Annotated in this window: 27 protein-coding genes and 1 tRNA gene; 16 read left to right on the top strand and 12 right to left on the bottom strand. The window is 72.2% G+C overall.

Annotation, left to right across the window (positions count from 1 at the left end):
- Positions 1-174 precede the first annotated feature (174 nt).
- The gene (locus tag IF88_RS0105785) at positions 175-987 is read right to left on the bottom strand and encodes a VOC family protein (RefSeq protein ID WP_030707949.1); all 813 of its coding nucleotides are present in this window, start codon (positions 985-987) and stop codon (positions 175-177) included.
- Positions 988-1100: 113 nt separating this feature from the next.
- Here IF88_RS0105785 and IF88_RS0105780 point away from each other — a divergent pair, with 113 nt between their 5' ends.
- Together IF88_RS0105780 and IF88_RS0105775 are read left to right on the top strand one after the other, a co-directional pair.
- On the top strand, positions 1101-1703 hold the full coding sequence (locus tag IF88_RS0105780; RefSeq protein WP_030707947.1) for an HhH-GPD-type base excision DNA repair protein: 603 nt from the start codon (positions 1101-1103) through the stop codon (positions 1701-1703).
- A 55-nt stretch (positions 1704-1758) separates the two neighbouring features.
- Complete coding sequence (locus IF88_RS0105775) at positions 1759-2232, top strand: cupin domain-containing protein (protein ID WP_030707945.1); 474 nt, start codon at positions 1759-1761, stop codon at positions 2230-2232.
- Here IF88_RS0105775 and opcA read toward each other — a convergent pair.
- Positions 2181-3113 (bottom strand): glucose-6-phosphate dehydrogenase assembly protein OpcA, encoded by a 933-nt coding sequence (gene opcA, locus IF88_RS0105770; RefSeq protein WP_030707943.1) that lies wholly within the window; start codon positions 3111-3113, stop codon positions 2181-2183. The two genes, IF88_RS0105775 and opcA, sit on opposite strands and share 52 nt — an antisense overlap.
- An 80-nt stretch (positions 3114-3193) precedes the next feature.
- Positions 3194-4816: a helicase HerA-like domain-containing protein gene (locus tag IF88_RS0105765; RefSeq protein WP_030707941.1), complete on the bottom strand. Its 1623-nt coding sequence runs from the start codon at positions 4814-4816 to the stop codon at positions 3194-3196.
- 88 nt (positions 4817-4904) lie between these two features.
- Here IF88_RS0105765 and IF88_RS0105760 point away from each other — a divergent pair, with 88 nt between their 5' ends.
- Both IF88_RS0105760 and IF88_RS0105755 read left to right on the top strand, forming a co-directional pair.
- Positions 4905-5201, top strand: a complete 297-nt coding sequence (locus IF88_RS0105760; RefSeq protein WP_030010424.1) for a type II toxin-antitoxin system VapB family antitoxin — start codon at positions 4905-4907, stop codon at positions 5199-5201.
- 93 nt (positions 5202-5294) lie between these two features.
- Entirely contained in the window at positions 5295-5966 is a 672-nt protein-coding gene (locus IF88_RS0105755; RefSeq protein ID WP_037805521.1) for a LytR C-terminal domain-containing protein, read from the top strand.
- A gap of 105 nt (positions 5967-6071) precedes the next feature.
- Here IF88_RS0105755 and upp read toward each other — a convergent pair whose 3' ends face one another.
- Entirely contained in the window at positions 6072-6707 is a 636-nt protein-coding gene (gene upp, locus IF88_RS0105750) for a uracil phosphoribosyltransferase (protein ID WP_030010426.1), read from the bottom strand.
- 163 nt (positions 6708-6870) lie between these two features.
- Between upp and IF88_RS0105745 the strand changes: the two genes are divergently transcribed.
- The 10 genes from IF88_RS0105745 to IF88_RS0105700 all read left to right on the top strand — a co-directional run bounded on the left by IF88_RS0105745 (position 6871) and on the right by IF88_RS0105700 (position 13743).
- Positions 6871-7812, top strand: a complete 942-nt coding sequence (locus IF88_RS0105745) for a universal stress protein (RefSeq protein ID WP_030707939.1) — start codon at positions 6871-6873, stop codon at positions 7810-7812.
- A gap of 84 nt (positions 7813-7896) precedes the next feature.
- Positions 7897-8076 carry a hypothetical protein gene (locus IF88_RS0105740; protein ID WP_030027564.1) on the top strand — a complete coding sequence of 60 codons (180 nt, stop codon included), beginning with the start codon at positions 7897-7899 and terminating at the stop codon, positions 8074-8076.
- A gap of 398 nt (positions 8077-8474) precedes the next feature.
- Positions 8475-9023 carry a hypothetical protein gene (locus IF88_RS0105735; protein ID WP_030707934.1) on the top strand — a complete coding sequence of 183 codons (549 nt, stop codon included), beginning with the start codon at positions 8475-8477 and terminating at the stop codon, positions 9021-9023.
- Positions 9024-9085: 62 nt separating this feature from the next.
- The gene (tadA, locus tag IF88_RS0105730; RefSeq protein WP_051836524.1) at positions 9086-9514 is read left to right on the top strand and encodes a tRNA adenosine(34) deaminase TadA; all 429 of its coding nucleotides are present in this window, start codon (positions 9086-9088) and stop codon (positions 9512-9514) included.
- Between the two features lie 59 nt (positions 9515-9573).
- Positions 9574-9660: transfer RNA gene (locus tag IF88_RS0105725), tRNA-Ser, on the top strand.
- A 108-nt stretch (positions 9661-9768) separates the two neighbouring features.
- A complete protein-coding gene (locus IF88_RS0105720; RefSeq protein ID WP_158754293.1) occupies positions 9769-10059 on the top strand; it encodes a hypothetical protein in 291 nt (96 codons plus the stop codon).
- A 355-nt stretch (positions 10060-10414) separates the two neighbouring features.
- Positions 10415-10576 (top strand): hypothetical protein, encoded by a 162-nt coding sequence (locus tag IF88_RS47185; RefSeq protein WP_199808029.1) that lies wholly within the window; start codon positions 10415-10417, stop codon positions 10574-10576.
- Between the two features lie 434 nt (positions 10577-11010).
- Positions 11011-11832, top strand: coding sequence for an RNA polymerase sigma factor SigF (locus IF88_RS0105710; protein ID WP_030707926.1), 822 nt, complete (start codon positions 11011-11013; stop codon positions 11830-11832).
- Positions 11833-12062: 230 nt separating this feature from the next.
- Complete coding sequence (locus IF88_RS0105705) at positions 12063-12905, top strand: RNA polymerase sigma factor SigF (protein WP_030707925.1); 843 nt, start codon at positions 12063-12065, stop codon at positions 12903-12905.
- Between the two features lie 52 nt (positions 12906-12957).
- Entirely contained in the window at positions 12958-13743 is a 786-nt protein-coding gene (locus tag IF88_RS0105700; RefSeq protein ID WP_030707924.1) for a hypothetical protein, read from the top strand.
- A 30-nt stretch (positions 13744-13773) separates the two neighbouring features.
- On the opposite strand, the gene IF88_RS0105695 is transcribed toward IF88_RS0105700, so the two are convergent.
- Entirely contained in the window at positions 13774-14016 is a 243-nt protein-coding gene (locus IF88_RS0105695) for a hypothetical protein (RefSeq protein WP_030707923.1), read from the bottom strand.
- 121 nt (positions 14017-14137) lie between these two features.
- On the opposite strand from IF88_RS0105695, the gene IF88_RS0105690 reads away from it, so the two are divergent.
- Positions 14138-14596 (top strand): MarR family winged helix-turn-helix transcriptional regulator, encoded by a 459-nt coding sequence (locus IF88_RS0105690; RefSeq protein WP_051836503.1) that lies wholly within the window; start codon positions 14138-14140, stop codon positions 14594-14596.
- A gap of 91 nt (positions 14597-14687) precedes the next feature.
- Positions 14688-16259, top strand: coding sequence for a DHA2 family efflux MFS transporter permease subunit (locus IF88_RS0105685; protein ID WP_051836522.1), 1572 nt, complete (start codon positions 14688-14690; stop codon positions 16257-16259).
- A gap of 119 nt (positions 16260-16378) precedes the next feature.
- Here the strand turns inward: IF88_RS0105685 and IF88_RS0105680 are convergent, their stop codons facing one another.
- From IF88_RS0105680 to IF88_RS47655, 7 genes are all read right to left on the bottom strand, one after another.
- Positions 16379-17035 carry a TetR/AcrR family transcriptional regulator gene (locus IF88_RS0105680; protein ID WP_030707916.1) on the bottom strand — a complete coding sequence of 219 codons (657 nt, stop codon included), beginning with the start codon at positions 17033-17035 and terminating at the stop codon, positions 16379-16381.
- Positions 17036-17154: 119 nt separating this feature from the next.
- Positions 17155-19404, bottom strand: a complete 2250-nt coding sequence (locus IF88_RS0105675; RefSeq protein WP_030707914.1) for an ArnT family glycosyltransferase — start codon at positions 19402-19404, stop codon at positions 17155-17157.
- Positions 19401-20669 (bottom strand): bifunctional glycosyltransferase family 2/GtrA family protein, encoded by a 1269-nt coding sequence (locus IF88_RS0105670; protein WP_030707912.1) that lies wholly within the window; start codon positions 20667-20669, stop codon positions 19401-19403. The genes IF88_RS0105675 and IF88_RS0105670 overlap by 4 nt, the downstream gene beginning before the upstream one ends.
- 25 nt (positions 20670-20694) lie before the next feature.
- Complete coding sequence (locus IF88_RS0105665; protein WP_324617182.1) at positions 20695-22200, bottom strand: HAMP domain-containing sensor histidine kinase; 1506 nt, start codon at positions 22198-22200, stop codon at positions 20695-20697.
- An 86-nt stretch (positions 22201-22286) separates the two neighbouring features.
- Positions 22287-23054 carry a response regulator transcription factor gene (locus IF88_RS0105660; RefSeq protein ID WP_030707909.1) on the bottom strand — a complete coding sequence of 256 codons (768 nt, stop codon included), beginning with the start codon at positions 23052-23054 and terminating at the stop codon, positions 22287-22289.
- Between the two features lie 99 nt (positions 23055-23153).
- A complete protein-coding gene (locus IF88_RS0105655; RefSeq protein ID WP_030707907.1) occupies positions 23154-24035 on the bottom strand; it encodes an amidohydrolase family protein in 882 nt (293 codons plus the stop codon).
- The gene (locus IF88_RS47655; protein WP_030707904.1) at positions 24019-24357 is read right to left on the bottom strand and encodes an antibiotic biosynthesis monooxygenase family protein; all 339 of its coding nucleotides are present in this window, start codon (positions 24355-24357) and stop codon (positions 24019-24021) included. The genes IF88_RS0105655 and IF88_RS47655 overlap by 17 nt, the downstream gene beginning before the upstream one ends.
- Between the last annotated feature and the right edge of the window lie 58 nt (positions 24358-24415).

The following is a 24415-nucleotide window of genomic DNA, read 5'->3' as shown; positions in this document are numbered from 1 at the left end:
GCCGCCAGCATCACCAGCCCGCATCCCGCCGTCGCCAAGACTGTTGCACGTCTCATCAGATCCGCCCCCGCCCCGCTCGAACGTACGTTTAGGGAGCGAAGTCTGCCTGGTGGTAAGGCCCCACGGTCGGGCGGGCCGCGCGATCCGCCGCCCGCCCCCACACGCGTGCGCGGCTCAGCCGAAGGAGGGCATCTCCCCGACCGTCGTGGACATGTCGATCACCGCGAAGGCGGCGCCCTGCGGGTCGGTGACCGCCGCGAACCGGCCGAACGGGCTGTCCATCGGCCCGAAGTGCAGCTTCCCGCCGTGCTTCTTCGTCTTCGCGACCGCCTCGTCGCAGTCCGGGACCCCGAAGTAGATCTGGACGTACGGCGGGACCTCCGGCGGGAAGTCGTCGGTCATCTTCATCCGGCCGAGCACCGGGTTCCCGCCGTCGCCGACGCTGAAGATCTTGAAGTCCATGTCCGCCGTCTCGGGGTCGTCGCCCGGGTCCATCTGCTGGGCGCCGTACGGGAAGACCTTCGGAAGGAACTCGTCCGCCTTGGCCGGTTCCCGGGTGAAGACCTCCGCCCAGGCGTACGAGCCGGCCTCGCCCATCTTCTCGAAGCCCTTGTGCTCGCCCGGCTGCCAGACGCCGAAGACGGCGCCGCTCGGCTCCTTGGCGATCACCATCGTGCCGAAGGCGCCCACCTGCATCGGGCCCATGAGCACCTCGCCGCCGGATGAGCCGATCTTCTCGGCCGTGGCCGCCGCGTCGGGCGAGGCGAAGTACAGACACCACTGCGAGGGGGCGTCGACCCCCGGCATCGGCGGCACGACGGCCGCCACGGCCTTGCCGTCGGAATAGGCCTGCGTGTAATTGCCGTACTCGCTGCTGGCCTCGCCGAAGGTCCAGCCCAGCACGTCGCCGTAGAAGGTCTTGGCACCTTCCACATCGGTGAACATCGCGTCCACCCAGCACGGCGCGCCCTCGGAGAACTCAGGCATGATCGATCGACTCCTCGACTCGTAGCTGTCGTCTCGTACCTGTCGTCGTACTCACGCTAGGCGCGCGGTGTGCCGCCCGCGCGGGGAGCACGCCCACGCGGGACGCTGGTGCCATGGACAAGGACATCACCATCCGGCTGGCGCAGCAGCCGGAGGCCGACGCACTGCTCGGCCGGAGCCCGCTCGCCGCCCTCGTCGGGATGCTGCTGGACCAGCAGGTACCCATGGAGTGGGCGTTCTCGGGGCCCTGGACGATCGCCCGGCGGATGGGCGCCGACGATCTGGACGCGCCCGCCATCGCCGCGTACGACCCGGAGGCCTTCGCCGCCCTGCTCTCCGAGAAGCCGGCCGTGCACCGGTATCCGGGGTCGATGGCGACGCGGATCCAGCAGCTGTGCGCGTACCTGGTGGAGCACTACGGCGGGAACGCGGAGGCGGTCTGGGCCGACGCCGCGACGGGCCAGGAGCTGCTGAAGCGGCTCAAGGCGCTGCCGGGCTTCGGGGAGCAGAAGGCGCAGATCTTCCTGGCCCTGTTGGGCAAGCGGCTCGGTGTGCGGCCGACGGGCTGGCGGGAGGCCGCGGGCGGGTACGGGCAGGCGAACGTCTACCGTTCGGCGGCCGACATCACGGGCCCGGAGTCGCTGGCCAAGGTGCGGGCGCACAAGCAGGAGATGAAGGCCGCCGCCAAGGCCGCGAAGGCCGCCGACGGGTCCTGACGCAGCCGGAAAAAGGAAGATCCAATTCCCGCTGCCGGACCGTAGGTTGGGGCCCATGACAGAGAATCTGACCCGCGCCGCCACTGCCGAAGCCATCTACGACGCCCCCGGCAGCCTCATCACCCTGCTCACGGACACCGACGAGCTCACCTGCAACACCGCCACCTTCGAGGAGGGCGCGGCGGGAGCCCCGGTGCACTTCCACACCAAGGCCACCGAGTTCTTCCACGTCACCGCCGGGCAGCTCGACGTCCTCGTCGACGACGAGATCCACACCCTGGGCGCCGGCGACTTCGTAGCGGTCCCGCCGGGCGTCAAGCACGCCTTCGCCCCCGCCGCCGGGCACACGGCCAGCGTCTTCGTCGGCTTCACCCCCGGCATGGCGCGCTTCGACTACTACCGGCTCCTCGGCCGGGTCAACGCGGGCGAGGCCACCGTGCAGGACATCAAGGACAGCTCGGCGACCTACGACAACCACTACGCGGAGAGCCCCGTCTGGAGCGGCCGCCGCCGCAGCGCGGAGCCGTAGACCACGTCCGCGTCGAGCCGGCGCAGTTCCTCCGCGATCAGTTCGGCGTTGCTGCGGATCTTCAGGGCCACCTTGCGGTCGACGCTCCCCGGCAGGACCAGGGTGGCCAGCGCGCCCGCGGGCCGGTCCACCCGGATCTCGCCGCCCGTGGTCCGCAGGCTGACCCGGGTGATCACCGGTCCGGGGCTCTCCGCCCGGTCGACCGGCACCCCGAGCCGGTCTTCCAGCCAGCGCGCCAGCAGCTCGGCGCTGACGTTGCCGGCCTCGCTCTCGACCGTCGCTCCCGTCACCGGCAGCGGCTTCTGGTCGAGGGCGGCGGCCAGCAGCGCCCGCCACTGGGTCAGCCGGGTCCACGCCAGGTCGGTGTCGCCGGGCTGGTAGCCCGCGGCCCGCTCGTCGAGCACGGCCACCGGGTCCGCGGCGGCGGACGCGTCGGTGATGCGGCGCTGCGCGAGCGCGCCCAGCGGGTCCCCCGCCAGGTCGGCCGGGGCGTCGGCCGGCCACCACGCCACCACGGGCGCGTCCGGCACGAGCAGGGGCAGTACGACCGAGGCGGTGTGCTCGGTCAGCGCTCCGTGCAGGCGCAGCAGCACGATCTCCCCGGTCCCGGCGTCGGTGCCGACCCGCACTTCGGCGTCCATCCGGGTGGCGCGGAGCGTGAGCGGGCCGCGTGAGACCCGCCTGATCACCGCGATGATGCGGCACGGGTGCTCGCGCGAGGCCTCGGAGGCCGCGCGCACGGCGTCGTAGGCGTTCTCCTCGTCGGTGACGACGACGAGGGTCAGCACCAGCCCCATGGCGGGGCTGCCTATGGCCCGGCGGGCTTCGAGCAGGGCCCGGTTGACCTTGCTGGACGTGGTGTCGGTGAGTTCGGTCCGCATGCGACGAGTCTGTCAGCGCGCACCCGGGTAGCGGCAATCGGTTCGCTCGACTCCGCCTCGAAACGGCGCCGCCCACGGGGTCACCGCCGCTTGCGGGCCGTCCCGAAGACGGAGCGCGAGATCTCCCGGCCCAGCTGGGTCCCGATCGAGCGCGCCAGCGAGCGGAACAGCCCGCTCCCCACCACCTGTTCGGCCAGTGAGGGATCCGGCTTCGGAGCACTGCGCGCGGCTCTCGCCGCCTCCTTCTCCGCCTCCTTGGCCTGCTTCTCGGCCTGCTTCTCCGCCTCGGCGGCGGCCGCGGCGGCCTCCGCCTGCGCCTCGGCCGCGGCCTGCTCGGCGCTGATCTTCTCGTACGCCGACTCGCGGTCGACCGGCTCCGCGTAGCGCGACCAGAGCGCCGAGGACTTCACCGCCCGGTCCAGGGCGGCCGGTTCGATCGGCCCCATCAGCGACTGCGGGGCGCGCAGCCGGGTCGCCGCGACCGGGGTCGGGGCGCCCTTCTCGCTGAGCACGGTGATGACCGCCTCGCCGGTCCCCAGCCCGGTGAGCAGCTCCTCCAGGTCGTACGGGGAGTTCGGGAAGGTCTTCGCGGTCGCCTTCAGCGCCTTGGCGTCGTCGGGGGTGAAGGCCCGCAGTGCGTGCTGCACCCGGTTGCCGAGCTGGGCGAGCACGTCCGCCGGTACGTCCTTGGGTGTCTGCGTCACGAAGAAGACGCCGACGCCCTTGGAGCGGATGAGGCGCACGGTCTGGGTGATGGAGGTGAGGAAGGCCTTCGAGGCCCCGCTGAACAGCAGGTGCGCCTCGTCGAAGAAGAAGACGAGCTTGGGCTGCTCCAGGTCGCCGACCTCCGGCAGGTCGTTGTAGAGGTCGGCCAGCAGCCACATCAGGAAGGTGGAGAAGAGCTGGGGCTTGTCCTGGACCGCCGGGAGTTCCAGTACGGAGACCAGTCCGCGGCCGTCCGGGGCGGTGCGCAGGAATTCGCTCGTGTCGAACTCCGGCTCTCCGAAGAACTCGGCGGCGCCCTGCTGCTCGAAGGCGGTGAGCGCCCGCAGGATCACCCCGGCCGTCACCGTGGACAGTCCGCCGATGCCCTTGAGTTCGGGTCTCCCCTGGTCGGAGACGAGGAAGGCGACGACCGCGCGCAGGTCCTTGAGGTCGATCAGCTCCAGGCCCTTGGTGTCGGCGTAGTGGAAGATCAGGCCGAGGGACTGCTCCTGCGTCTGGTTGAGCTGGAGCACCTTGGACATCAGGACCGGTCCGAAGCTGGTGACGGTGGAGCGGACCGGGATCCCGGGGCCGATCCCGCCGAGGGAGTAGAACTCGCTCGGGTACGCGGTCGGCTCCCACTTCTGGGCCACCTCCCGGGCCCGTTCGTCGATCCTCGGGTCGGCCGTGCCGGGGGCCGAGATCCCCGAGACGTCCCCTTTGACGTCCGCGAGGAAGACGGGCACGCCGTTGGCCGACAGCTGCTCGGCGATGAGCTGGAGCGTCTTGGTCTTGCCGGTGCCGGTGGCGCCGGCGACCAGTCCGTGGCGGTTGAGCATCGACAGCGGGATGCGGATCTGACGGTCGGGCAGGCAACCGCCGTCCCAGAGCAGGGCCCCGAGATCGAGCGCGGGTCCGGTGAAGGCGTACCCGGCGGCGATCTTGTCGGCCGGGCCCGTCTGGTCCGCCGGGACGGCGGGGTCGGTGCTCTCACTCATCGATCACTCCCCAAATAGCACTGTTCGCCACTTTTGCACCACCGCTTCGAGGCTGCGCCCGTAGGCACGGGCCCGGTAGGCTTTCCGTGTGATCTTCAAGCGCATCGGAAGCGGGCGGCCGTACCCCGACCACGGCAGGGAAACCACCCGGCAGTGGGCGGATGTCGCGCCGCGCCCGGTCCGGCTCGACCAGCTCGTGACGACCAAGGGACAGCTGGACCTCGAAACGCTGCTCGCCGAGGACTCCACCTTCTACGGCGACCTGTTCGCCCATGTCGTGAAGTGGCGCGGCGACCTCTACCTGGAGGACGGGCTGCACCGCGCCGTGCGCGCCGCCCTGCAGCAGCGCCAGGTCCTGCACGCCCGCGTCCTCGAGATGGACTGACGTGTTCGCGTAGATTGCGCCTTTCGGGTCACCATTGACCTATCAGCAGATCATTTAGTAGGCATCGCCACCGGGCCGCACTACGCTGCGCCCATGAGCATGCTCACTCCCCCCGGCATGGGCGGAAAGTACCGCGTCACGGGAGCCGCCTACCCCCGTATGAGCCGTAAGCGGAGCCGTCCTCGGATCGCCCTCGCCATCCTCGGCTCGGTCCTCGCGCTTGCCCTGGTCGGCTACGGGGCACTGCAGCTCATCGACGTGTTCCGCGGCGACAGCCCCAAGCGGAACACGGCTGCGGGTGCCAAGGACTGCCCGACGACGCCACCCAAGGGCGCTGCCAAGGGCGGCCCCGCCGCCGCCACCACCGCCTCGGCCGCCGCGAAACCCGCGGTCGTGCTCCCGCCGCCCGGCGAGATCACGGTCAACGTCTACAACGCGACCCCGCGCGCGGGCCTGGCCAAGGCCGTCGGCGACGAACTGGCCAAACGCGGCTTCGTCATCGGCCACGTCGGCAACGCCCCGGCCGACTTCGACAAGAAGGTCCCCGGCACCGGGATACTGCTGGGCTCCCCCACGACGGACAAGGCCGCCTTCTCCGTACTGGGCACTCAGCTCGCCGGCACCACCCAGCAGACCGACACCCGCGAGGGCGCGGACATCGACCTGATCCTGGGCGACGCCTTCAAGGAGCTCAGTACGAAGGAGGACGCGGACAAGGCGCTGGCCGTCCTGGCCAACCCCGTGCCCGCGCCCGCCAAATGCTGAACGCCGAATGCTGAACGTCTGAACCGCGTACCGGCGTACCGGAGTACCGGAGTACCGGCCGGCCGCTCCACCGCCGGTGCGCGGTGCCGGCCGGCCGCCGGACGGCTATTCGGCCGAGCCGTACATCCGGTCGCCCGCGTCGCCCAGCCCCGGCACGATGTAGCCGTGCTCGTTGAGCCGCTCGTCCACCGCGGCCGTCACCACGGTCACCGGCGTGCCCGCCAGCTCGCGCTCCATGATCTCGACGCCCTCCGGCGCCGCCAGCAGCACCACGGCGGTGACGTCGTCGGCGCCGCGCTTGATCAGCTCCTGGATCGCCGCGACGAGCGTGCCGCCGGTGGCGAGCATCGGGTCGACGACGTAGACCTGGCGTCCGGAGAGGTCCTCCGGCATGCGCGTCGCGTACGTGGAGGCCTCCAGGGTCTCCTCGTTGCGGACCATGCCCAGGAAGCCCACCTCGGCGGTCGGCAGCAGCCGCACCATGCCGTCGAGCATGCCGAGGCCGGCCCGCAGGATCGGTACGACCAGCGGGCGCGGGTGGGAGAGCTTCACGCCGGTGGTCGGGGCGACCGGCGTCTCGATGTCGGCCTGCTCGGTGCGCACGTCGCGGGTGGCCTCGTACGCGAGCAGGGTGACCAGCTCGTCGGCGAGCCGCCGGAAGGTGGCGGAGTCGGTGCGCTTGTCGCGCAGGGTGGTGAGTTTGTGCGCCACCAAGGGGTGATCGACGACCTGCAAACGCACAACATCCTCCAAAACTGAGCCTGCGACCAGCAAAAACGGCCGCACGACGCGACCTGCACCCAAAAGGCTACGCGGTGACGCGGCCCCTTCGCGTCCGAAGCGGCGGCCACGCCCGCAGCGACCTGCGGATGCGACCCGCGCGGACGCCCAGCACGCTGGACGGATGAGCAACGCACCGGTGATCGCAGCCGTCGACGGGTCCGAACACAGCCTCAAGGCCCTGGAGTGGGCGAGGGCCGCAGCCGTCCGGCACGGTGCGGAGCTGATGATCGCCCATGTTCTGCCCGACCACGCCCAGTTGTATGCGGGCCGCCGGGCGGCCCTGCACGACGCCTCGCAGCCGGCGGAGTTCGCCGACCCCGTGAAGGACTGGGTACGGGCCCTGCTGGGCGGCGGCCCGGAGCTGCCCGAGGGGGTCCGGTACGAGGCCTTGGAGGGCTCTGTACCCGAGGCGCTGCGGGTGATCGGTGCGGGAGCCCTGATGCTGGTGATGGGCTCCCGCGGCCGCGGCGGCTTCGCCAGCCTGCTGCTCGGTTCGAGCAGCCGGGCGGTGGCGTCGACGGCCCCGTGCCCGGTGGTGGTGGTCCCGCACGCCGCGCGCGACGCCGGGGCGGCCGCCTCCGAGGAGTCCGCCGGGCGCGTGGTGCTCGGGCTGCACGCCGCCGAGACCCCCGACGACGTCCTGTCCTTCGCCTTCGCGGAGGCGGCCGTGCGGGGGACCACCGTCCAGGTGGTCTCCGCGTACGCCGTCCCGCCCGCACCGGCCCTGGTGATCGACCGGCCCTTCGAGGTGATCCCGCCGGAGGGCCTCGCCGACGAGGGGGACGGCGTACCGGCCGAGCGGGAGATGCTCCGCTCCCAGACGGCGCGGCTGGCGCCCCTGCGCACGCGCTACCCGGACGTCGCCGTCGAGCAGGCCGCGGTCCCCGGCGATCCGGCGGGGCGGCTGGTCGATGCCTCCCGGTCGGCGGCCCTGGTGGTGGTCGGCCGCCACCACCCGCGGCGCACCGCCATGTCCCTGCAGATCGGCTCGGTGGCCCATGCGGTACTGCACCACGCGCACGGTCCGGTGGCGATCGTCCCGACCCTCAAGGAGGACGTCTGACCTGCGCAGGGGTGGCATCAAACGCCCCGTCCGGGGGAAGGTGGGTGCAGGGGGAAACGACCGACCAGCCCAGGGTGGTGGCCGATGCCCGACACGCAGCCGAGCGACGATGCGCCGGAGACCGCGGCCCAGCGCCGAGCGCGCCGCGCGCAGTTCCTGCGCGACCTCATGGAGGCCCGCGCCCTGCGCGACCGCGTCCAGCCCCGCCGCGCCCGCGCGGCCCGTATGCGCCAGCAGATGCGGATGCGTACCTTCCGCTGGTGACCACCGATCCGGGCGGCCCGCCCCGTCCAGCCCCTCATCCGGCCACTCGTCCGGCCCCGCCGGCCCGCTCCAGCCCCGCCGGCGTTTGAGGCGCGGGGTCCGGGGCGGAGCCCCGGGGAGCCGGCCGCGGGCCCGGAACGCCGCGACACGACCGAGCCGTACCGCCCGCCGCGCACCCCCCGGCACGGCCCCGCCACCCCGCCCCCACAACCCCGCAAGCCCCCCGCAGGGACACGGCACGGCACGACGCAAGCGCCGAAGACCTCTCGCAAAGCCGCTGTTTCTGCCACGATGCCGATTGGGCGGGGCACGAACGGCGAGCACGCGGCCGTCGCGGCCCCAACCTCCGGCCGGGGGGACCTCCAACCGGCACGCCTAAGACCAGTGGGAGAGTCACGGTGTACTTCGCCGCACTGCTCGCGCGCACCGAAGACGGGTGGGAAGCGAGCGACATGGAACTCGACAACGTCGAGTCCCTCAGTGATCTGATCGATCTCGCCCGTTCCGCCGCTGTCGACGACGACACGGTGGTCGCCCTCATCGAGCAGGAGGACGCCTGGTTCGGCGTCGTCCGCGTGGACGGCGAGGAGGACCCTCGGTACTTCGTATCGAACGCCTCCGTGGCCGCCCGCAGCTCCTACGGCTCGATGTTGACCAAAGAGCTGCTGGGCAGCGAGGAGGAGGACGACGAACTCGACGAGCTGGACCTGGACGGCACCGAGGACGGCGAGGAGGATGCCGTCGCCGCCTACACGGACGAGGACGCCGCCGAGGCCGGGGTGGGCGGGACGGGCGCGGAGCCGGTACCGGCCGGTCCGCTCGGCGACCCGCTGCTGCTGGACGACCTCGGGGTGACCAACAAACAACTGATGACCCTCGACGGGGACGCCCTCTCGGAGATCGCCGAGTCCCTCGGTGCCACCGAGGTCCTGGAGGCCGTCCGCTAGTGATCCGCACGCACGACACGCACACCGATCCCGATCCCGTACGGGACCCGTGGCGCGACTCCATGCGCCTGGCGCTCCAGGAGGCCGCCCGGGCGGTGCCGGCCGGCGATGTGCCGGTCGGCGCCGTCGTGCTCGGCCCGGACGGGGAACTCCTCGCCACCGGGTACAACGAACGCGAGGCGACCGGCGACCCCACGGCGCACGCCGAGGTCGTGGCACTGCGCCGGGCGGCCGCCGCACGCGGCGAATGGCGGCTTCCGGGGTGCACCCTCGTGGTGACCCTGGAGCCGTGCGTGATGTGCGCGGGCGCGCTCGTGCAGTCGCGCGTCGCCCGGGTCGTCTACGGCGCGGACGACGAGAAGGCGGGCGCGGCCGGGTCCCTGTGGGACCTCGTACGGGACCGCCGGCTCAACCACCGCCCCGAGGTGGTCCGCGGCGTCCTCGCCGAGGAGTGCGCCCGGCAGCTGACGGACTTCTTCCGTGAGCTGTGACGACGGGCCCGCGGATACGGATTTCGGCGCACGGGCCACCTTGGGCTAAGCTCTCTCTCGGTAGCGTGTCCGAGCGGCCGAAGGAGCACGCCTCGAAAGCGTGTGATGGTGCAAGCTATCCGTGGGTTCAAATCCCACCGCTACCGCTCTGAACGAGAGCCCCGCCCCGCAAGGGTCGGGGCTCTCGGCGTTCGTTGCGCTCCCGTCCGGCGGACAGCCGCGTGACCGCCCGCCCCTTCGGCCGTTGTCACGGCATGACCAAGACCCAGCGCATCCTCGCCGCCATCGCCCTCGCGGGGGCCGCCGCGGGCCTCGCCGCACCCGCCGCCTCGGCCGCCCCGGTCGCCCCGCTCGCCCTCCCGGACCTGCCGACGGCCGCGCCCGGGATGCCGGCGGGGGCCCAGCCCGGTTCCGTCTCGGAGATCGGGTCGAAGCTCAGCGAGGGTGCGAATCAGCTCAACGCGCTCATGGAGGTGCCGAACCAGCTGTACCCCGTGATCGCTCCCGTGGAGCCCGTGCTGGGCCTGGCCGGCGGCATCGAGTAGTCCCGTACGACGCGAAGAAGGCCCCGACCGGGGTCGGGGCCTTCGACGTGTGGAACGGGGGAAGTGGCATCGGGGGACAAAGCCACTCCCCCCGACGAGGACGGACCTGCCGGTCCGGGCCGCGGGCAGGGGGGAGCTCGCGGCTCGGACCCGCAGTGAGGCCCTGTCCGTCGCCCACCGATTTCCTGCCAGAACCGGTGGGCTCACCCCAATCCTGCGCCCGCCGCGACCCCGGACCCAGCGGCAAAGGACCCGGAGTGCCGGGTCATTGGTCCTTAAAGGACACGTCAGTGTCCAATCTTGACCGGTTAGACTCACCCGACTTGCAAGGACCGGTTGGGGAGGCCGCCCGCTCGTGGACACCAGGAAACTCATCACGGGTGCCCTCACCGTGTTCGTGCTCTTCGTGATCATCACCCAGCCGAAGAGGGCGGCCGAGATGGTCGAAATAGGCTTCCAGGGGATATCGGATGCCGCATCCGGCATCGGCGAGTTCATGACCGAACTGGTGCGCTGACCCCGTACGCTGAAGCGGTTCCCGGAATTCCGGCCCCCCACTCCGACGGGTGGGGGGCTTTTTGCATACCCATTACTGGGCACATTGCCCTGATATGCCCAACTTGCCCTCAACACGGCGTTATACGGTGCTTGCACACAGTGCACATCTCTTGTGATGCTATGACCGCTTTTGACGGATGAGTTGACTGAAGGGGTGGCGTGACCGTGCCGGCCAGTACTGCGCCTCAAGTGCCACCCCAGCAGGACCCCCAGGTGCCGACCCAGCAAGAGCCCCGCCAGGAGTCCGGGCAAGAGCCGGGCCAGGAGTCCGCGCAGGAGCCGGGGCATGAGTCGGGCCAGGAGCCAGGGCATGAGTCGGGGCGGGAACCCCGCCCGCAACCCCTTCTGGAACCCCGCCCGGAGCCCCTACTGGAGCCCCGTCAGGAGTCGCTCCTGGAGCCCCGCCAGGAGTCGCCGCCCGAGGAGCCCCCGGCCACACCGAGACCCCCGAGCCGGGGCGCGGACACCCGCGCCCTCACCCAGGTCCTCTTCGGCCAGCTGAAGGGCCTGGAGCCGGGCACCAGCGAGCACACCCGAGTGCGCGGGGCCCTCATCGAGGCCAACCTCCCGCTCGTCCGGTACGCGGCCGCCCGCTTCCGCAGCCGCAACGAGCCGATGGAGGACGTGGTCCAGGTCGGCACCATCGGCCTGATCAACGCCATCGACCGCTTCGACCCGGACCGCGGCGTGCAGTTCCCGACCTTCGCGATGCCGACCGTCGTGGGCGAGATCAAGCGGTATTTCCGCGACAACGTCCGCACCGTCCACGTGCCGCGCCGCCTCCACGAGCTGTGGGTCCAGGTCAACGCCGCCACCGAGGACCTCACCACGCTCCACGGGCGCACCCCGACCACCCCGGAGATCGCCGAACGCCTGCGCATCACCGAGGACGAGGTGCTGTCCTGCATCGAGGCCGGGCGCAGCTACCACGCGACCTCGCTGGAGGCCGCCCAGGAGGGCGACGGCATGCCCGGGCTGCTGGACCGCCTCGGCTACGAGGACCCGGAGCTGGCCGGGGTCGAGCACCGCGACCTCGTCCGCCACCTCCTCGTACAACTGCCCGAGCGCGAACAGCGGATCCTGCTCCTGCGGTACTACAACAACCTGACGCAGTCACAGATCAGCGCCGAGCTCGGGGTCTCCCAGATGCACGTCTCGCGGCTCCTCGCGCGGAGCTTCGCCCGACTGAGATCCGCAAACAGGATCGAGGCGTAACCGTAACGAGTGGAGATCATCCGCACGTTTCCCGACAGATCGGGCCGATCGCCTTCCGAGCGCTCCTGTCGCTGGAGATATATGTCGACTTGGCGCTACAGCGTGTTGCCGACATGTGACATTCTGCTTGAACCGCGTTTGCCGCAGCCCCGCCTCCGGTATTCAGGTGGAGGCTGCGTTCCTCCGACGGGCGCGCCGTACGCGACCGTCCGCGACCTCAAGGGGGTGGCATGTCCGTAGACCAGGGCAGCTCCAAGGTGCTCACACTCGTCAAGAGCGTGACGCCGCCGGCCGTGTCCGACCGCTCGGAAGCCATCGACACCCGCACCCTCTCCCGCTCCCTCTTCCAGCGACTCGCCGCCCTGGACGCGGACAGCCCCGAACGGGCGTACGTACGCGACACCCTGATCGAGCTGAACCTGCCCCTCGTGCGGTACGCCGCGGCCCGCTTCCGCAGCCGCAACGAGCCGATGGAGGACATCGTCCAGGTCGGCACCATCGGCCTGATCAAGGCGATCGACCGGTTCGACTGCGAACGCGGCGTGGAGTTCCCGACGTTCGCGATGCCGACCGTCGTGGGCGAGATCAAACGATTCTTTAGGGACACCTCCTGGTCCGTCCGCGTCCCGCGGCGGCTCCAGGAGCTGCGCCTGGCGCTGACCAAGGCCAGTGACGAGCTCGCCCAGAAGCTGGACCGCTCGCCGACCGTGCCGGAGCTCGCCGCCGTGCTCGGGGTCTCGGAGGAGGACGTGGTCGACGGTCTCGCCGTCGGCAACGCCTACACCGCCTCCTCGCTCGACTCGCCCTCCCCGGAGGACGAGGGCGGCGAGGGCTCGCTCGCGGACCGCCTCGGCTACGAGGACACCGCGCTCGAAGGCGTCGAGTACCGCGAGTCCCTGAAGCCGCTGCTCGCCAAACTCCCGCCCCGGGAACGGCAGATCATCATGCTGCGCTTCTTCGCGAACATGACTCAGTCGCAGATCGGCGAGGAGGTCGGCATCTCCCAGATGCACGTCTCCCGGCTGCTGACCCGCACCCTCGCGCAGCTGCGCGTGGGCCTCATCGGAGAGTGACCGGGCTCGCCGCCCGCTTCCTAATTGACGATGCGTCAGGAAAACTGGCGCGATGCGAAAGGGATCGCGAGCGGCCACCGCCCTCCTCGCCCTGTGCTGCACGGCCGTCGCCGGCCTCACCGGCTGCGGCGGCCCGGCACGGGACGGCTACGTCGCCGTGGGCGCAGCGGCCCCGGGCCCCGAACGGGGCGCGGGGGAGAACGTCGCGCCGCGGGGACAGGTGGAGTTCCAGCAGCTCGGCGGCCCGTCCGCGGCGGGCGGATCCGCCGCGTCGTCCGGTACGTCGTCCAGTGCGTCGGCCCCGGCTCCGGGATCCGGGGTCCCGGGCGGCTCCACCCCGGGCGGAGCCGCGACCACCGCCCCCGGCGGCCCCGCGGGCGCCCCGGCCGGCCCAGGGCGGACCCCGCCGGCGGTGGGCACGCCGAACGCGCCGGACGCTCCGGGGACCCCGTCGACCCCGTCGACCCTGCCCACGAGCCCGGGCGGCCCGTCCACCAAGCCCGGCACCACGCCCCCGGCCCCGCCCACGACCCCGGCGAAGCTGACGCTGTCCGCGCCGACCAGGGCGGCCGCGGCCGACCGCTGGTGCGAGCGGGTCACGGTGACCTTCACGAACACCGGCACGACGGCGGCCCGCGCGGGCACGGTCAGCTTCGCGACGCACATCATCGGCGCGCTCGGCATCGACTGGGCCACGATCACCACGACCCAGCCGCTGCCGGCGCCCCTCGCGGGCGGAGCCTCGAACACGCAGACCTACACGGTGTGCGTGGAGGCCTGGCGGGTGCCTCTGGGCATGCACGTGGACACCCGGAACGTCACCGCCACCTGGAGCTGAGGCCGGCGGACCCGGCCCCCGCCCGAGCCGTCAGTGCAGGACCACCCAGGCGGCCGCGCCGATCATGAGGACGAGCCCGATGATCAGGGCCACCTTCGCGGTCGAGCCCGAGGACCCGGACCGCTCCTGCTCCGCGGCGCGGCGCTGCTGGCGGGAGCCCGGTGCCGCCTGGCGGGCCGGTGCGGCCTCCTCGACGAACGCCCGGAACATCTGCGTGCTGCCCGCGGGGTCGTAGTTGCCCTCGGGGACCTGTGAGTTGTGGTTCTCAGCCATGGAGCAGGACCCTAGCCGGTTTTCCGATTCTTTTACCGCCCCGCCCCCGGATTCATTTGCCTGTAGCAACCATTCGCTTCTATGGTTGCCTAAAGCAACAAGATGGGGGGACCCGGTGACGATGACCGCGCGGACGACTGCGACCGCCCCGACCACTGCGCCGACTCCGCCCACTCCGCACGAGGAGCTGGCCCGCCAGCTCACTGGGATCGGCGCGGTCAAGCGCGAGCTCGCCCGCAGCCTGCCCCCGGACTGTCCGCCCGGCGCGGCCGCCGTCCTCACCGTGCTCGACCGGCACGGGGAGATGCGGCTGAGCCGCATGGCCGAGTTCATGGCGGTGGACATCTCGGTGACCAGCCGGCACGTCACGCACGTCGCCGACCGCGGCTGGATCGAACGCGAGACCGACCCCGGCGACGGACGCTGCCGGATCCTGCGGCTCACGCCGAGCGGCCGGGCCCTGCTCACCGAGCTCGGCGCCCGCCACACGGCCGCGCTGGAAAGAGCCCTGCACGGCTGGTCCGTCCAGGACATCGACGCACTCAACACCCTGCTGGCCCGACTCCGATCGAGCTTCTAGACGAAGGAATGACATGGCCCAGTCGGAGACGACGACCGACAACACACCCAAGGCCACGGCCGCGGGAGCATCCGCTTCCGCGGCCGTGACCATGACCCACCCGCAGATCATGAAGGCGCTGTCCGGGCTGATGCTCGGCATGTTCGTCGCGATCCTGTCCTCCACGATCGTCTCGAACGCCCTGCCCCAGATCATCAGCGACCTCGGCGGCACCCAGTCCTCGTACACCTGGGTGGTCACGGCGGCCCTGCTGTCGATGACGGCGGCCACCCCGCTGTGGGGCAAGCTGTCCGACCTCTTCAGCAAGAAGCTGCTAGTCCAGATCTCCCTCGTGATCTACGTCCTCGGCTCCGTGGTCGCGGGCCTCTCCCAGAACACCGGCACGCTCATCGCCTGCCGCGTGGTCCAGGGCATAGGCGTCGGCGGTCTGTCGGCCCTCGCCCAGATCGTCATGGCCGCGATGATCTCCCCGCGCGAGCGCGGCCGGTACAGCGGCTACCTCGGCGCGGTCTTCGCCGTCGCCACCGTCGGCGGCCCGCTGCTGGGCGGCGTCATCACCGACACCGAGTGGCTGGGCTGGCGCTGGTGCTTCTACGTCGGCGTGCCCTTCGCGATCATCGCCCTGATCGTGCTCCAGCGGACCCTGCACCTCCCGGTCGTCCGCCGTGACGTCAAGGTCGACTGGCTGGGCGCCTTCCTGATCAGCGGGGCCGTCTCGCTGCTGCTGATCTGGGTCACGCAGGCCGGCGACTCCTACGAGTGGATCTCCTGGCAGACCTGGGCCATGACGGGCGGAGCGGTGGTGCTCGGCCTGCTCTTCGTCCTCGTCGAGTCCCGCGCGAGCGACCCGATCATCCCGCTGCGGCTCTTCCGCAACAAGACCATCAGCCTGGCCTCGGCGGCTTCGCTGTTCGTGGGCATCGCGATGTTCTCGGGCACCGTGTTTTTCAGCCAGTTCTTCCAGTTGGCCCGCGGTGAGTCCCCCACGATGTCCGGAATCCTCACGATTCCGATGATCGCCGGCCTCTTCGTCTCCTCCACCCTTTCCGGTCAGGTGATCACCAAGACCGGCAAGTGGAAGGCCTGGCTCGTCTCCGGTGGCGTGCTGCTGACCGTCGGTCTGGGCCTGCTGGGCACCCTGCGGTACGACACCCCGTACTGGCACATCGCGATCTACATGGCGCTGACCGGCCTCGGTCTCGGCATGATGATGCAGAACCTGGTCCTCGCCACCCAGAACCAGGTGGCCCCCGAGGACCTGGGCGCGGCCAGCTCGGTCGTCACCTTCTTCCGCTCGCTCGGCGGTGCCATGGGCGTCTCCGCGCTCGGCGCGGTCATGGCCAACCGGGTCACGCACTACGTCCAGGACGGGCTGGCCGCACTCGGGCCGAAGGCCGCGGCCGCGGGCCGGGGCGGCACCGCCGGGGGCGGGATCCCCGACCTCGACAAGTTGCCCGCGCCCATCCGTGAGGTCATCGAGTCCGCGTACGGGCACGGCGTCGGCGACGTCTTCCTCTACGCGGCCCCGTTCGCGCTCCTCGGCCTGGTGCTGGTGGTGTTCATCAAGGAGGTCGCGCTGAAGTCGAAGGCGGCGGCCCACTCCCCGGCGGCTTCTTCGCCCGAGCCGGCGGCTGCCGCCGCCGAGACCACGGTCAAGCCCTGAGCGGTGTCAGGGCCCTGCTGGTGTCAGGCTTCTGGCGGTGTCAGGGCCCTGCTGGTGTCAGGCTTCTGGCGGTGTCAGGGCCCTGAGCCGCCGCCCGGGTCGCGGCCTCGGCCACAGGCTCAAGCCGTGGCCGAGGCCTCGGGCCGCGCCGTGGCCTCGGGCCCTGCCTTGGCCTCGATGCCCGCGATCAGGACGTCGAGCGCGAGGCAGAAGTCCGCCTCGGGCGCCCGCCGGACCGCGCCCCCGCAGCCCTGCAGGAACTGCGACACGGCCAGGTGGGCGCCGGTCCGGGCGGCGTCCGCCAGGCCGGTGGCGTCCAGCAGCCGCTGGAGGGCGGCGTCGAAGGCCCGCGCGTGCGGGCCGATGTTCGGATAGGCGGCGGTGAGCGGAGCCACCCACGGGTGGTCCGCCAGCACCCTCCGGTAGCCCCGGGCCAGCGTCTGCAGCCGATCCGGCCAGCCCGCCTCACCGGCCCCCGGGGGCCCGGCCGGCAGCCTGAACTCGCCCAGGGCACGGTCCAGGGCGAGTTCGAGCAGATCGTGCTTGGTGTCCACGTACCAGTACAGGGACATCGCGGTGACCCCGAGACCGGCGGCGAGCCGCCGCATCGAGAAGCGGGCCAGCCCCTCGGCGTCGAGCAGCCGTACGGTCGCGGCGGTGATCCGCTCCCGGTCGAGCCCGGAGGGTGCCTCGGTGCGGCGTCTGGCGGGAGCGGCGGCCCTGGCGGTCAGCCACACACTGGTCCGTGTCTCGCCCGGATCGGCCGCGGTCACCATCGAGGCACCCTCCTCACGACAGGTGGATCAGCCCGGAATGCCCGGTCCGCCCTCTTGATGCTAGGGGGTGTCCTGTCGATCGGGCCGGATGAGACCCGATCGGACCGGATCCGACCGGGTCATGACGTCGGTGCGGTCAGGTCGTAGAAGGTGGCTCCGCCGACGGTGGACTCCTTGAAGCTCGCCTTCACCCAGCTCTCGATCTCACTGCTGGCGCCGCCGCCGGGGCCGCCGCCCATGCGCGCTCCGCCCTCGGTGGTGCCGGGGCCGCCCGTGGCGCCGGGACCGCCCACAGTGCCGCCCTGGCCGATGAACCAGTGGATCTTCCCGGCCCGCACGTACGCCTTGAACTGCTCCAGCGTCGGCGAGGGGTCGCTGCCGTTGAAGCCGCCGATCGCCATGACGGGCGCGCCCGAGGCCAGCTGGTAACTGGCCGCGTTCTGCGAGCCGATGGCGGCTGCCGCCCACGTGTACGCGTCGGCGTCGGTGGTGAGGGCCGCCTTGGCCTCGGCGCCGACCTGCGCCCCGTTCAGCAGACCGCCCGCGCCGCCCGGCCCGCCGCCCGTGCGCGCGCCGCCGCGGCCGCCGTCGCGTCCGCCCGCGGTGCCCTGGCCCGGCGGCCTACCGCCCTGCGGCAGCCCGCCGCCCGGCAGTGAGGCACCCGGCTGCCCAGCACCCGGCTGACCGCCGCCGGGCCCGCCCGTGCCCGGCTGACCGCCCTGGGCACCCTGGCCGCCCGGCCCGCCCTGCGGCATCTCGCCGGCGACGCCCCGGAAGCCGCCCATCATCCCGCCGGGCCCGCCCCGGCCGCCCGCCACCGCCGGTCCGGCAGTCACGATGGAACCGGTGTGGCCGGTGCTCACCGTGGTCAGGCAGTACGCCAGCGGCCCGGCCAGGGCCGCCGTCACTCCCAGCGCCGCCACGGCCGGCAGCATCCGGCGGCCCGCCCGCGCGGCGAACGGCAGTGCGGCCGCGGCGAGCAGCCCGCCCACCAGCACCGCCCAGCGCAGCCACGGCAGATAGCCGGTGGCACGGCCCAGCAGGACGTACGACCAGACGGCCGTGAGGGCCAGCGTGCCGGAGAGGGTGATGGCCGCGGCCGCGCTGCCCCGCTCCTCCCACAGGACGGCGACGCCCATGCCGATCAGCGCGGCCACGAACGGCGCCAGGGCCACGGTGTAGTACTCGTGGAAGATGCCCTGCATGTAGCTGAAGACGATCGCGGTGATCAGCAGCGAGCCGCCCCACGCCAGGAAGGCTGCCCGTGCCATGCCGTCCAGCGAGTCGGTGGCCCGGCGGGCCCGCCAGGTCACCACCAGCCCGGCCACCAGCAGCACCAAGGCCGCGGGGAGCAGCCAGGAGATCTGCCCGCCGATGTTGCCCGCGAACAGCCGGTCGAAGCCGGTCTCTCCCCAGCCGCCTCCCCCGGCCCTGCCGCCCGGGCCGCCCATGGCGCCCTCGGGCAGGCCGTAGGCGGCGGCTCCGCCGGTCCGGGCGCCGCCGCCGACGCTACCGGTCTCGTTGCCGTTGATCCGGCCCAGGCCGTTGTAGCCCAGGGTCAGCTCGAGGAAGGAGTTGTTCTGCGAACCGCCGATGTACGGGCGGGAGGACGCGGGCCACAGCTCCACGATCGCCACCCACCAGCCGCCGGCCACCACCATCGCGAGCCCGGCCAGCAGCAGCTGGCCCAGGCGCCTGCGCAGCCGGGTCGGCGCGCAGACCGCGTACAGCAGCGCGAGCGGCGGCAGGATGACGAAGGCCTGCAGGGTCTTGGTGAGGAAGGCGAAGCCGACGGCGACACCGGCCCAGACCAGCCACCGGGTGCGGGCCCCGTCGAGGGCCCGCAGCACGCAGTACACGGTGACGGTCAGCAGCAGCGTCAGCAGCGCGTCGGGGTTGTTGAAGCGGAACATCAGCGCGGCGACGGGCGTGAGCGCGAAGGCCGCTCCGCTCAGCAGCGCCGCACCGGGCCCGAACTGCCGGCGTACGGCGGCGTACAGCACGGCCGTCGTACCGACGCCCATCAGGGCCTGCGGAACGAGGATCTGCCAGGAGCCGAGCCCGAACAGCCGGACCGAGAGCATCATCGGCCACAGGGCGGCCGGGGGCTTGTCGACGGTGATGGAGTTCCCGGCGTCGGAGGAGCCGAAGAAGAAGGCCTTCCAGCTCTCGCTGCCCGCCTGCGCGGCGGCGGAGTAGAAGGAGTTGGCGTAACCGGAGGAGCCCAGGTCCCACAGCAGCAGGGCGGCGGTGGCGATCAGCAGTCCGGCGAGGGCGGGCCGTTCCCAGCGGGGCCGTGCGACGGCGCGCCGGCCGGTACCGGCCCGGGTCTCGGGGACCGGGAAGAGCGGAGTTGCCGCGGTGGTCATCGAATGTCGTCCTTCGCAGGAGTGTCGCGCCGGTCGGGGAAGACCCAGGCGCGGAAGAGCAGGAACCGCAGCACGGTGGCGGCGAGGTTGGCGGTGATCAGAACGGCCAGTTCGGTTCCGTGCGCGGGATCGGCGGTGGCCGCTCCGAGCGCCGCGAGGGAACCGCTCGTCAGGGCCAGCCCGATGGCGAACACCACCAGCCCCTGGGCCTGGTGGCGCACGGCCCGGTCCCGGCCTCGGACACCGAAGGTGAGCCGACGGTTGGCCGCGGTGTTGGCGACGGCGGAGAGCAGCAGGGCGGCGCCGTTGGCCGTCTGCGGGCCGGCCCCACCGCGGAAGGCGGAGTACAGGAGCAGGTAGAGCAGGGTGGACAGGGCTCCGACGGCGCAGAAGCCGAGGAGCTGACGGGCCAGTCCGCCGTCCACCCCGGGCAGCGCGGTGCGGTCGCGCGGATCGTCGCCGAAGGGGCGGGCGAGTCGGTCGAGCGGGAGGGCTCCGACGGCCAGCGCCCGGCCCACGCGCCAGACCCCCTTCAGGTCCTCGGTGGCGGTCCTGACGATGTGGACGGTGGAGTCGGGGTCGTCGACCCAGTCCACCGGCACCTCGTGGATCCGCAGCCCGGCCCGGTCCGCGAGCACGAGCAGTTCGGTGTCGAAGAACCAGCCCGTGTCCTCCACCAGCGGCAGCAGCCGCTCGGCGACCTCGCGACGGATGGCCTTGAACCCGCACTGGGCATCGCTGAACCGGGCGGCGAGCGAGGACCGCAGCAGGAGGTTGTAGGCCCGGGAGACGAACTCCCGCTTGGCTCCCCGCACCACCCGTGAGGACCGGGCCAGCCGGGTGCCGATGGCCAGGTCGGAGTGACCGGAGATCAGCGGAGCGACCAGCGGCAGCAGGGCGTTCAGGTCGGTGGAGAGGTCCACGTCCATGTAGGCGAGGACGGGCGCTTCGGAGTCGGACCACACGGTGCGCAGCGCCCTGCCCCGGCCCTTCTCCTCCAGCCGGGTGCTGCGTACGCCGTCCAGTGCGGCGGCGAGCCCGGCCGCGACCTCGGGGGTGCGGTCGGTGCTCGCGTTGTCGGCGACCGTGATCCGGAAGGGGTAGGGGAAGGTCCTGGTGAGGTGCTCGTGCAGCCGGCGTACGCACGGGCCGAGGTCCTTCTCCTCGTTGAAGACCGGGATCACCACGTCGAGGACGGGCTCACCCGGCACGGGCGCGAGGGGCGCCCGTGCCGGAAGGGCCCCGGGAGAGGTGTCGGTTGGCATGCTCCGACCCTCGTGGAGCGGCCTGTCACCGCTGTGTGGTGAGCCTGTGGCCCGTCTGTGAGTCCGGCTCCGCCGTGGCGGCGGGCCGGGCGAGCGGCAGCACGACCTCGAACCGGGTCCGCCCGGGCTCGCTCTGTACGCCGACCCGCCCGCCGTGCGCCGCGACCACGGCCTGGACGATGGCGAGTCCGAGTCCGGTGGAGCCGGCCGTGCGGGAGCGGGAGGCGTCACCGCGGGCGAAGCGCTCGAAGACGTGGGGGAGCAGCTCCGGTGGAATACCGGGCCCGTCGTCCTCGACGCACAGCCGGATGGCCGATGTTTCACGTGAAACATCGGCGGTGACGGTGGTGCCGGGCGGGGTGTGCGTGCGGGCGTTGGCGAGCAGGTTCACGAGGACCTGCTGGATCCGGGCCGGGTCGGCCCGTACGGGCGCGGGCTCCTCGGGCAGGTTCAGGCGCCAGTGGTGCCCGGGCCCTGCTGCGCGGGCGTCGCTGACGGCGTCGACGACGAGCGGGGCCAGGTCGGTTTCGGCGTCGGCGGTGGAGAGCGGGCGGCCCGCGTCGAGCCGGGCCAGCAGCAGCAGGTCCTCGACGAGGCCGGTCATCCGGGTGGCCTCGGACTCGATCCGGCCGAGGGCGTGCCGGGTGTCGGGGCCGGGCTCCTCTCGTCCGCGGCGGGTCAGTTCGGCGTAGCCGCGGATGGAGGCCAGCGGGGTGCGCAGCTCGTGGCTGGCATCGGCGACGAACTGCCGGACCCGCATCTCGCTCTGCTGGCGGGCCGTGAGGGCGGAGGAGACGTGGCCCAGCATCCGGTTGATGGCCGCGCCGACCTGGCCCACTTCGGTGCGTGGGTCGGCCTCGGCGTCGGGCACCCGCTCGTGGAGGGCGGGCTCGCCCTTGTGCAGGGGAAGCTCGGAGACCCGGGTGGCGGTGGCGGCCACCCGGCGCAGTGGGCGCAGCGCGACCCCGACCAGGGCCTGCCCGGCGAGGGAGGCCGCGATCAGCCCGGCCAGGGTGACGCAGACCTCCACGCCGACCAGGGTGCCCACGATGGAGTCGACCTCGCGCAGCGGGAAGGCGAGGGCGAGGCTCCCGTCGGGCGCGGCCAGTACCCGGTAGGAGCCCAGGCCCGGGAGATCGGCGTCCACCGGCCCGGACCCGGCCCGCCCGGCCTGCCCGGCCTGCCCGCCCTGCCCTCTCTGCGCGGCTTTCCGGGCGGTCGCGGCGAGCACCTTGCTCTGGGCCTCCGTGAGGACCGGCGCCTCGTCGGGCACGCCCTCGACACGAACGTTGCGGGCGGTCCCGAGCACCGTGCCGGCGGGGTCCAGACGTACCCCGGTGGCGTTCAGCGGGCTGCCGGGAGCCGTGACGAAGCCGACGCTGTTCTGCCAGGACGGCTTCCCGACCGGCCCGCGGGCGGCCATCCTTACGGAGGTTTCCAGCTGATCGTCGAGCTCGTTGACCAGGTACGAGCGCAGGGCGAGGGTGGTGACGGTCCCGATGGCCGCGCCCACCACGGCGATCAGTGCCACGGCTGAGACGACGAGCCGGGTCCGCAGCGACCAGGGCCGGCGGGCACGCGGTCGCCGCGCCCCGCGGGGAGGGAAGCGGAAGCGCACTACTCGGCCGGCTTGATCAGGTATCCGGCGCCGCGCCGGGTGTGGATCATCGGAGCCAGGCCGGGGCCGCTCTCCAGCTTCCTGCGCAGGTAGGAGATGTAGAGCTCGACGACATTGGCCTGGCCGCCGAAGTCGTACGACCACACCCGGTCCAGGATCTGCGCCTTGCTCAGCACCCGACGCGGGTTGCGCATGAGGTAGCGCAACAACTCGAACTCGGTGGCGGTCAGGTGGATCTCCCGGCCGCCCCGCACCACCTCGTGGCTGTCCTCGTCGAGCCGCAGGTCGCCGACGGCCAGCACCGAGCCGCCGCGTGCCGCCTGCGCCGCGCCCGAGCGCCGGACCAGGCCGCGCAGCCGGGCCACGACCTCCTCCAGGCTGAAGGGCTTGGTGACGTAGTCGTCGCCGCCCGCCGTGAGACCGGCGATCCGGTCCTCCACGGAGTCCCGGGCGGTCAGGAACAGCACGGGGACCTGGGGGATTTCCCGGCGCAGCCGCCCGAGAACGGCGAGACCGTCCATGTCGGGGAGCATGATGTCGAGGACCACCACGTCGGGCCGGAACTCCCGCGCCGCCCGGACCGCCCCGGCGCCGTCGCCGGCGCTGCGGACCTCGCAGCCCTCGTACCGCAGGGCCATGGACAGCAGCTCGGAGAGCGAGGCCTCGTCGTCGACGACGAGCACCCGGCAGGGTCCGCCGTCGGGCCGCACGAGGGCCGTGTGGTTGCTGGTGGACGTGGACGCGTGGGAGGTGGTCGTCGCAGTCATACCGACCACGCTGGCCGGGACCTCTGAGAGCGTTCTTGTCCCTGCCTGTGAATTTCCTGAGAAACGGAAAGGGCCGGCCCTCGGCCACGGAAAGGGCCCTCAGCCGTCCAGCCGGAAGAGCCGGGCGCCGTTGTCGTGGCAGACCGCCCGGAGCCAGTCGTCGCCGAGGCCGAGCCGTTCGAGGGCCACGAGCTGGTGCTCGTAGGTGTAGGGGATGTTCGGGAAGTCGGTGCCGAGCAGGATCCTGTCGCCGAGATCGGCGAGCCGGCCCAGGTCACCGGGCGGGAAGGCGCTGATCCGCTCGGAGAAGTCGGTGAAGGCCATGGTGGTGTCCAGGCGCACCTGCGGGTACCTGTCGGCGAGGTCGAGGAAGTCGGCGTACTCGGGCATGCCCATGTGGGCGATGACCAGCGGCAGCCGCGGGTGGCGGGCCAGCAGCCGGCCGACCGGCTCGGGTCCGGTGTACTTGGCCGGCACGGGACCCGAGCCGCAGTGGATCACGGTCGGGATGCCGGTCTCGGCGAGCAGCCCCCACACCGGATCCAGCCTGTCGTCGTTGGGGTCGTAGCCGCCGACCTGGAGGTGTGCCTTGAAGATCCGGGCCCCCGAGTCGACGGCCTGGCCGACGTACGCCGCGACGCCCTCCTCGGGAAAGAAGGTCGCGGTGTGCAGGCAGTCGGGGGTGCGGGCGGCGAAATCGGCGGACCAGGCGTTGAGCCAGGCGGCCATCTCCGGCTTGTGCGGGTAGAGCATGGCCGTGAAGGCCCGGACCCCGAACTCCCGCAGCAGCGCGACCCGCTGCTCCTCCTCGTGCCGGTAGGTGATGGGCCACTCCACGCCGGTCAGCGGGCCGACCGCGTCGAAGTACTCCCAGACCTTGCCCAGGACCCGCTCGGGCATGAAGTGCGTGTGGACGTCGACCAGTCCGGGCAGCCCGAGGCGCTCCCGGAAGGCGCGGACCGCCTCAGCCGTTGCGGGCAAAGCCGTGGCTCCGCTCGACGGTCGCGACGTGCAGGGTGTAGCTCTCGTACCAGTCGGCGCGGCCCTGCTTGATGGCCGCGCGGTGCTCCAGGTCCTCCCGCCAGGCGGTGAGGGACTCGTGGTCACGGAAGTAGGCCACGGTGATGCCGAGCCCGCCGGGGGTGCGGGCGGACTCGTACCCGAGGTATCCGGGATTCGTCGCGACCAGCTCCTCCATCCGGCCGAGGGTCTCGGGATATCCGCTGTCGTCGTCCGTGCGGACATTGCTGAAAACGGCCATGACATAAGGCGGTTCGAAGGCCGGTACCGGCTGATTGCTCATGCCCTCCACCCTCCGCGGACGGCCCTGGCGTGTCCACCGCAAACGGCTCCCGAAGGCC

Source organism: Streptomyces sp. NRRL F-2580 (assembly GCF_000720115.1).
Classification (GTDB): domain Bacteria; phylum Actinomycetota; class Actinomycetes; order Streptomycetales; family Streptomycetaceae; genus Streptomyces.
The sequence above is the reverse complement of the archived record's forward strand: the minus strand, read 5'-3'. Positions and strand labels throughout refer to the sequence as shown.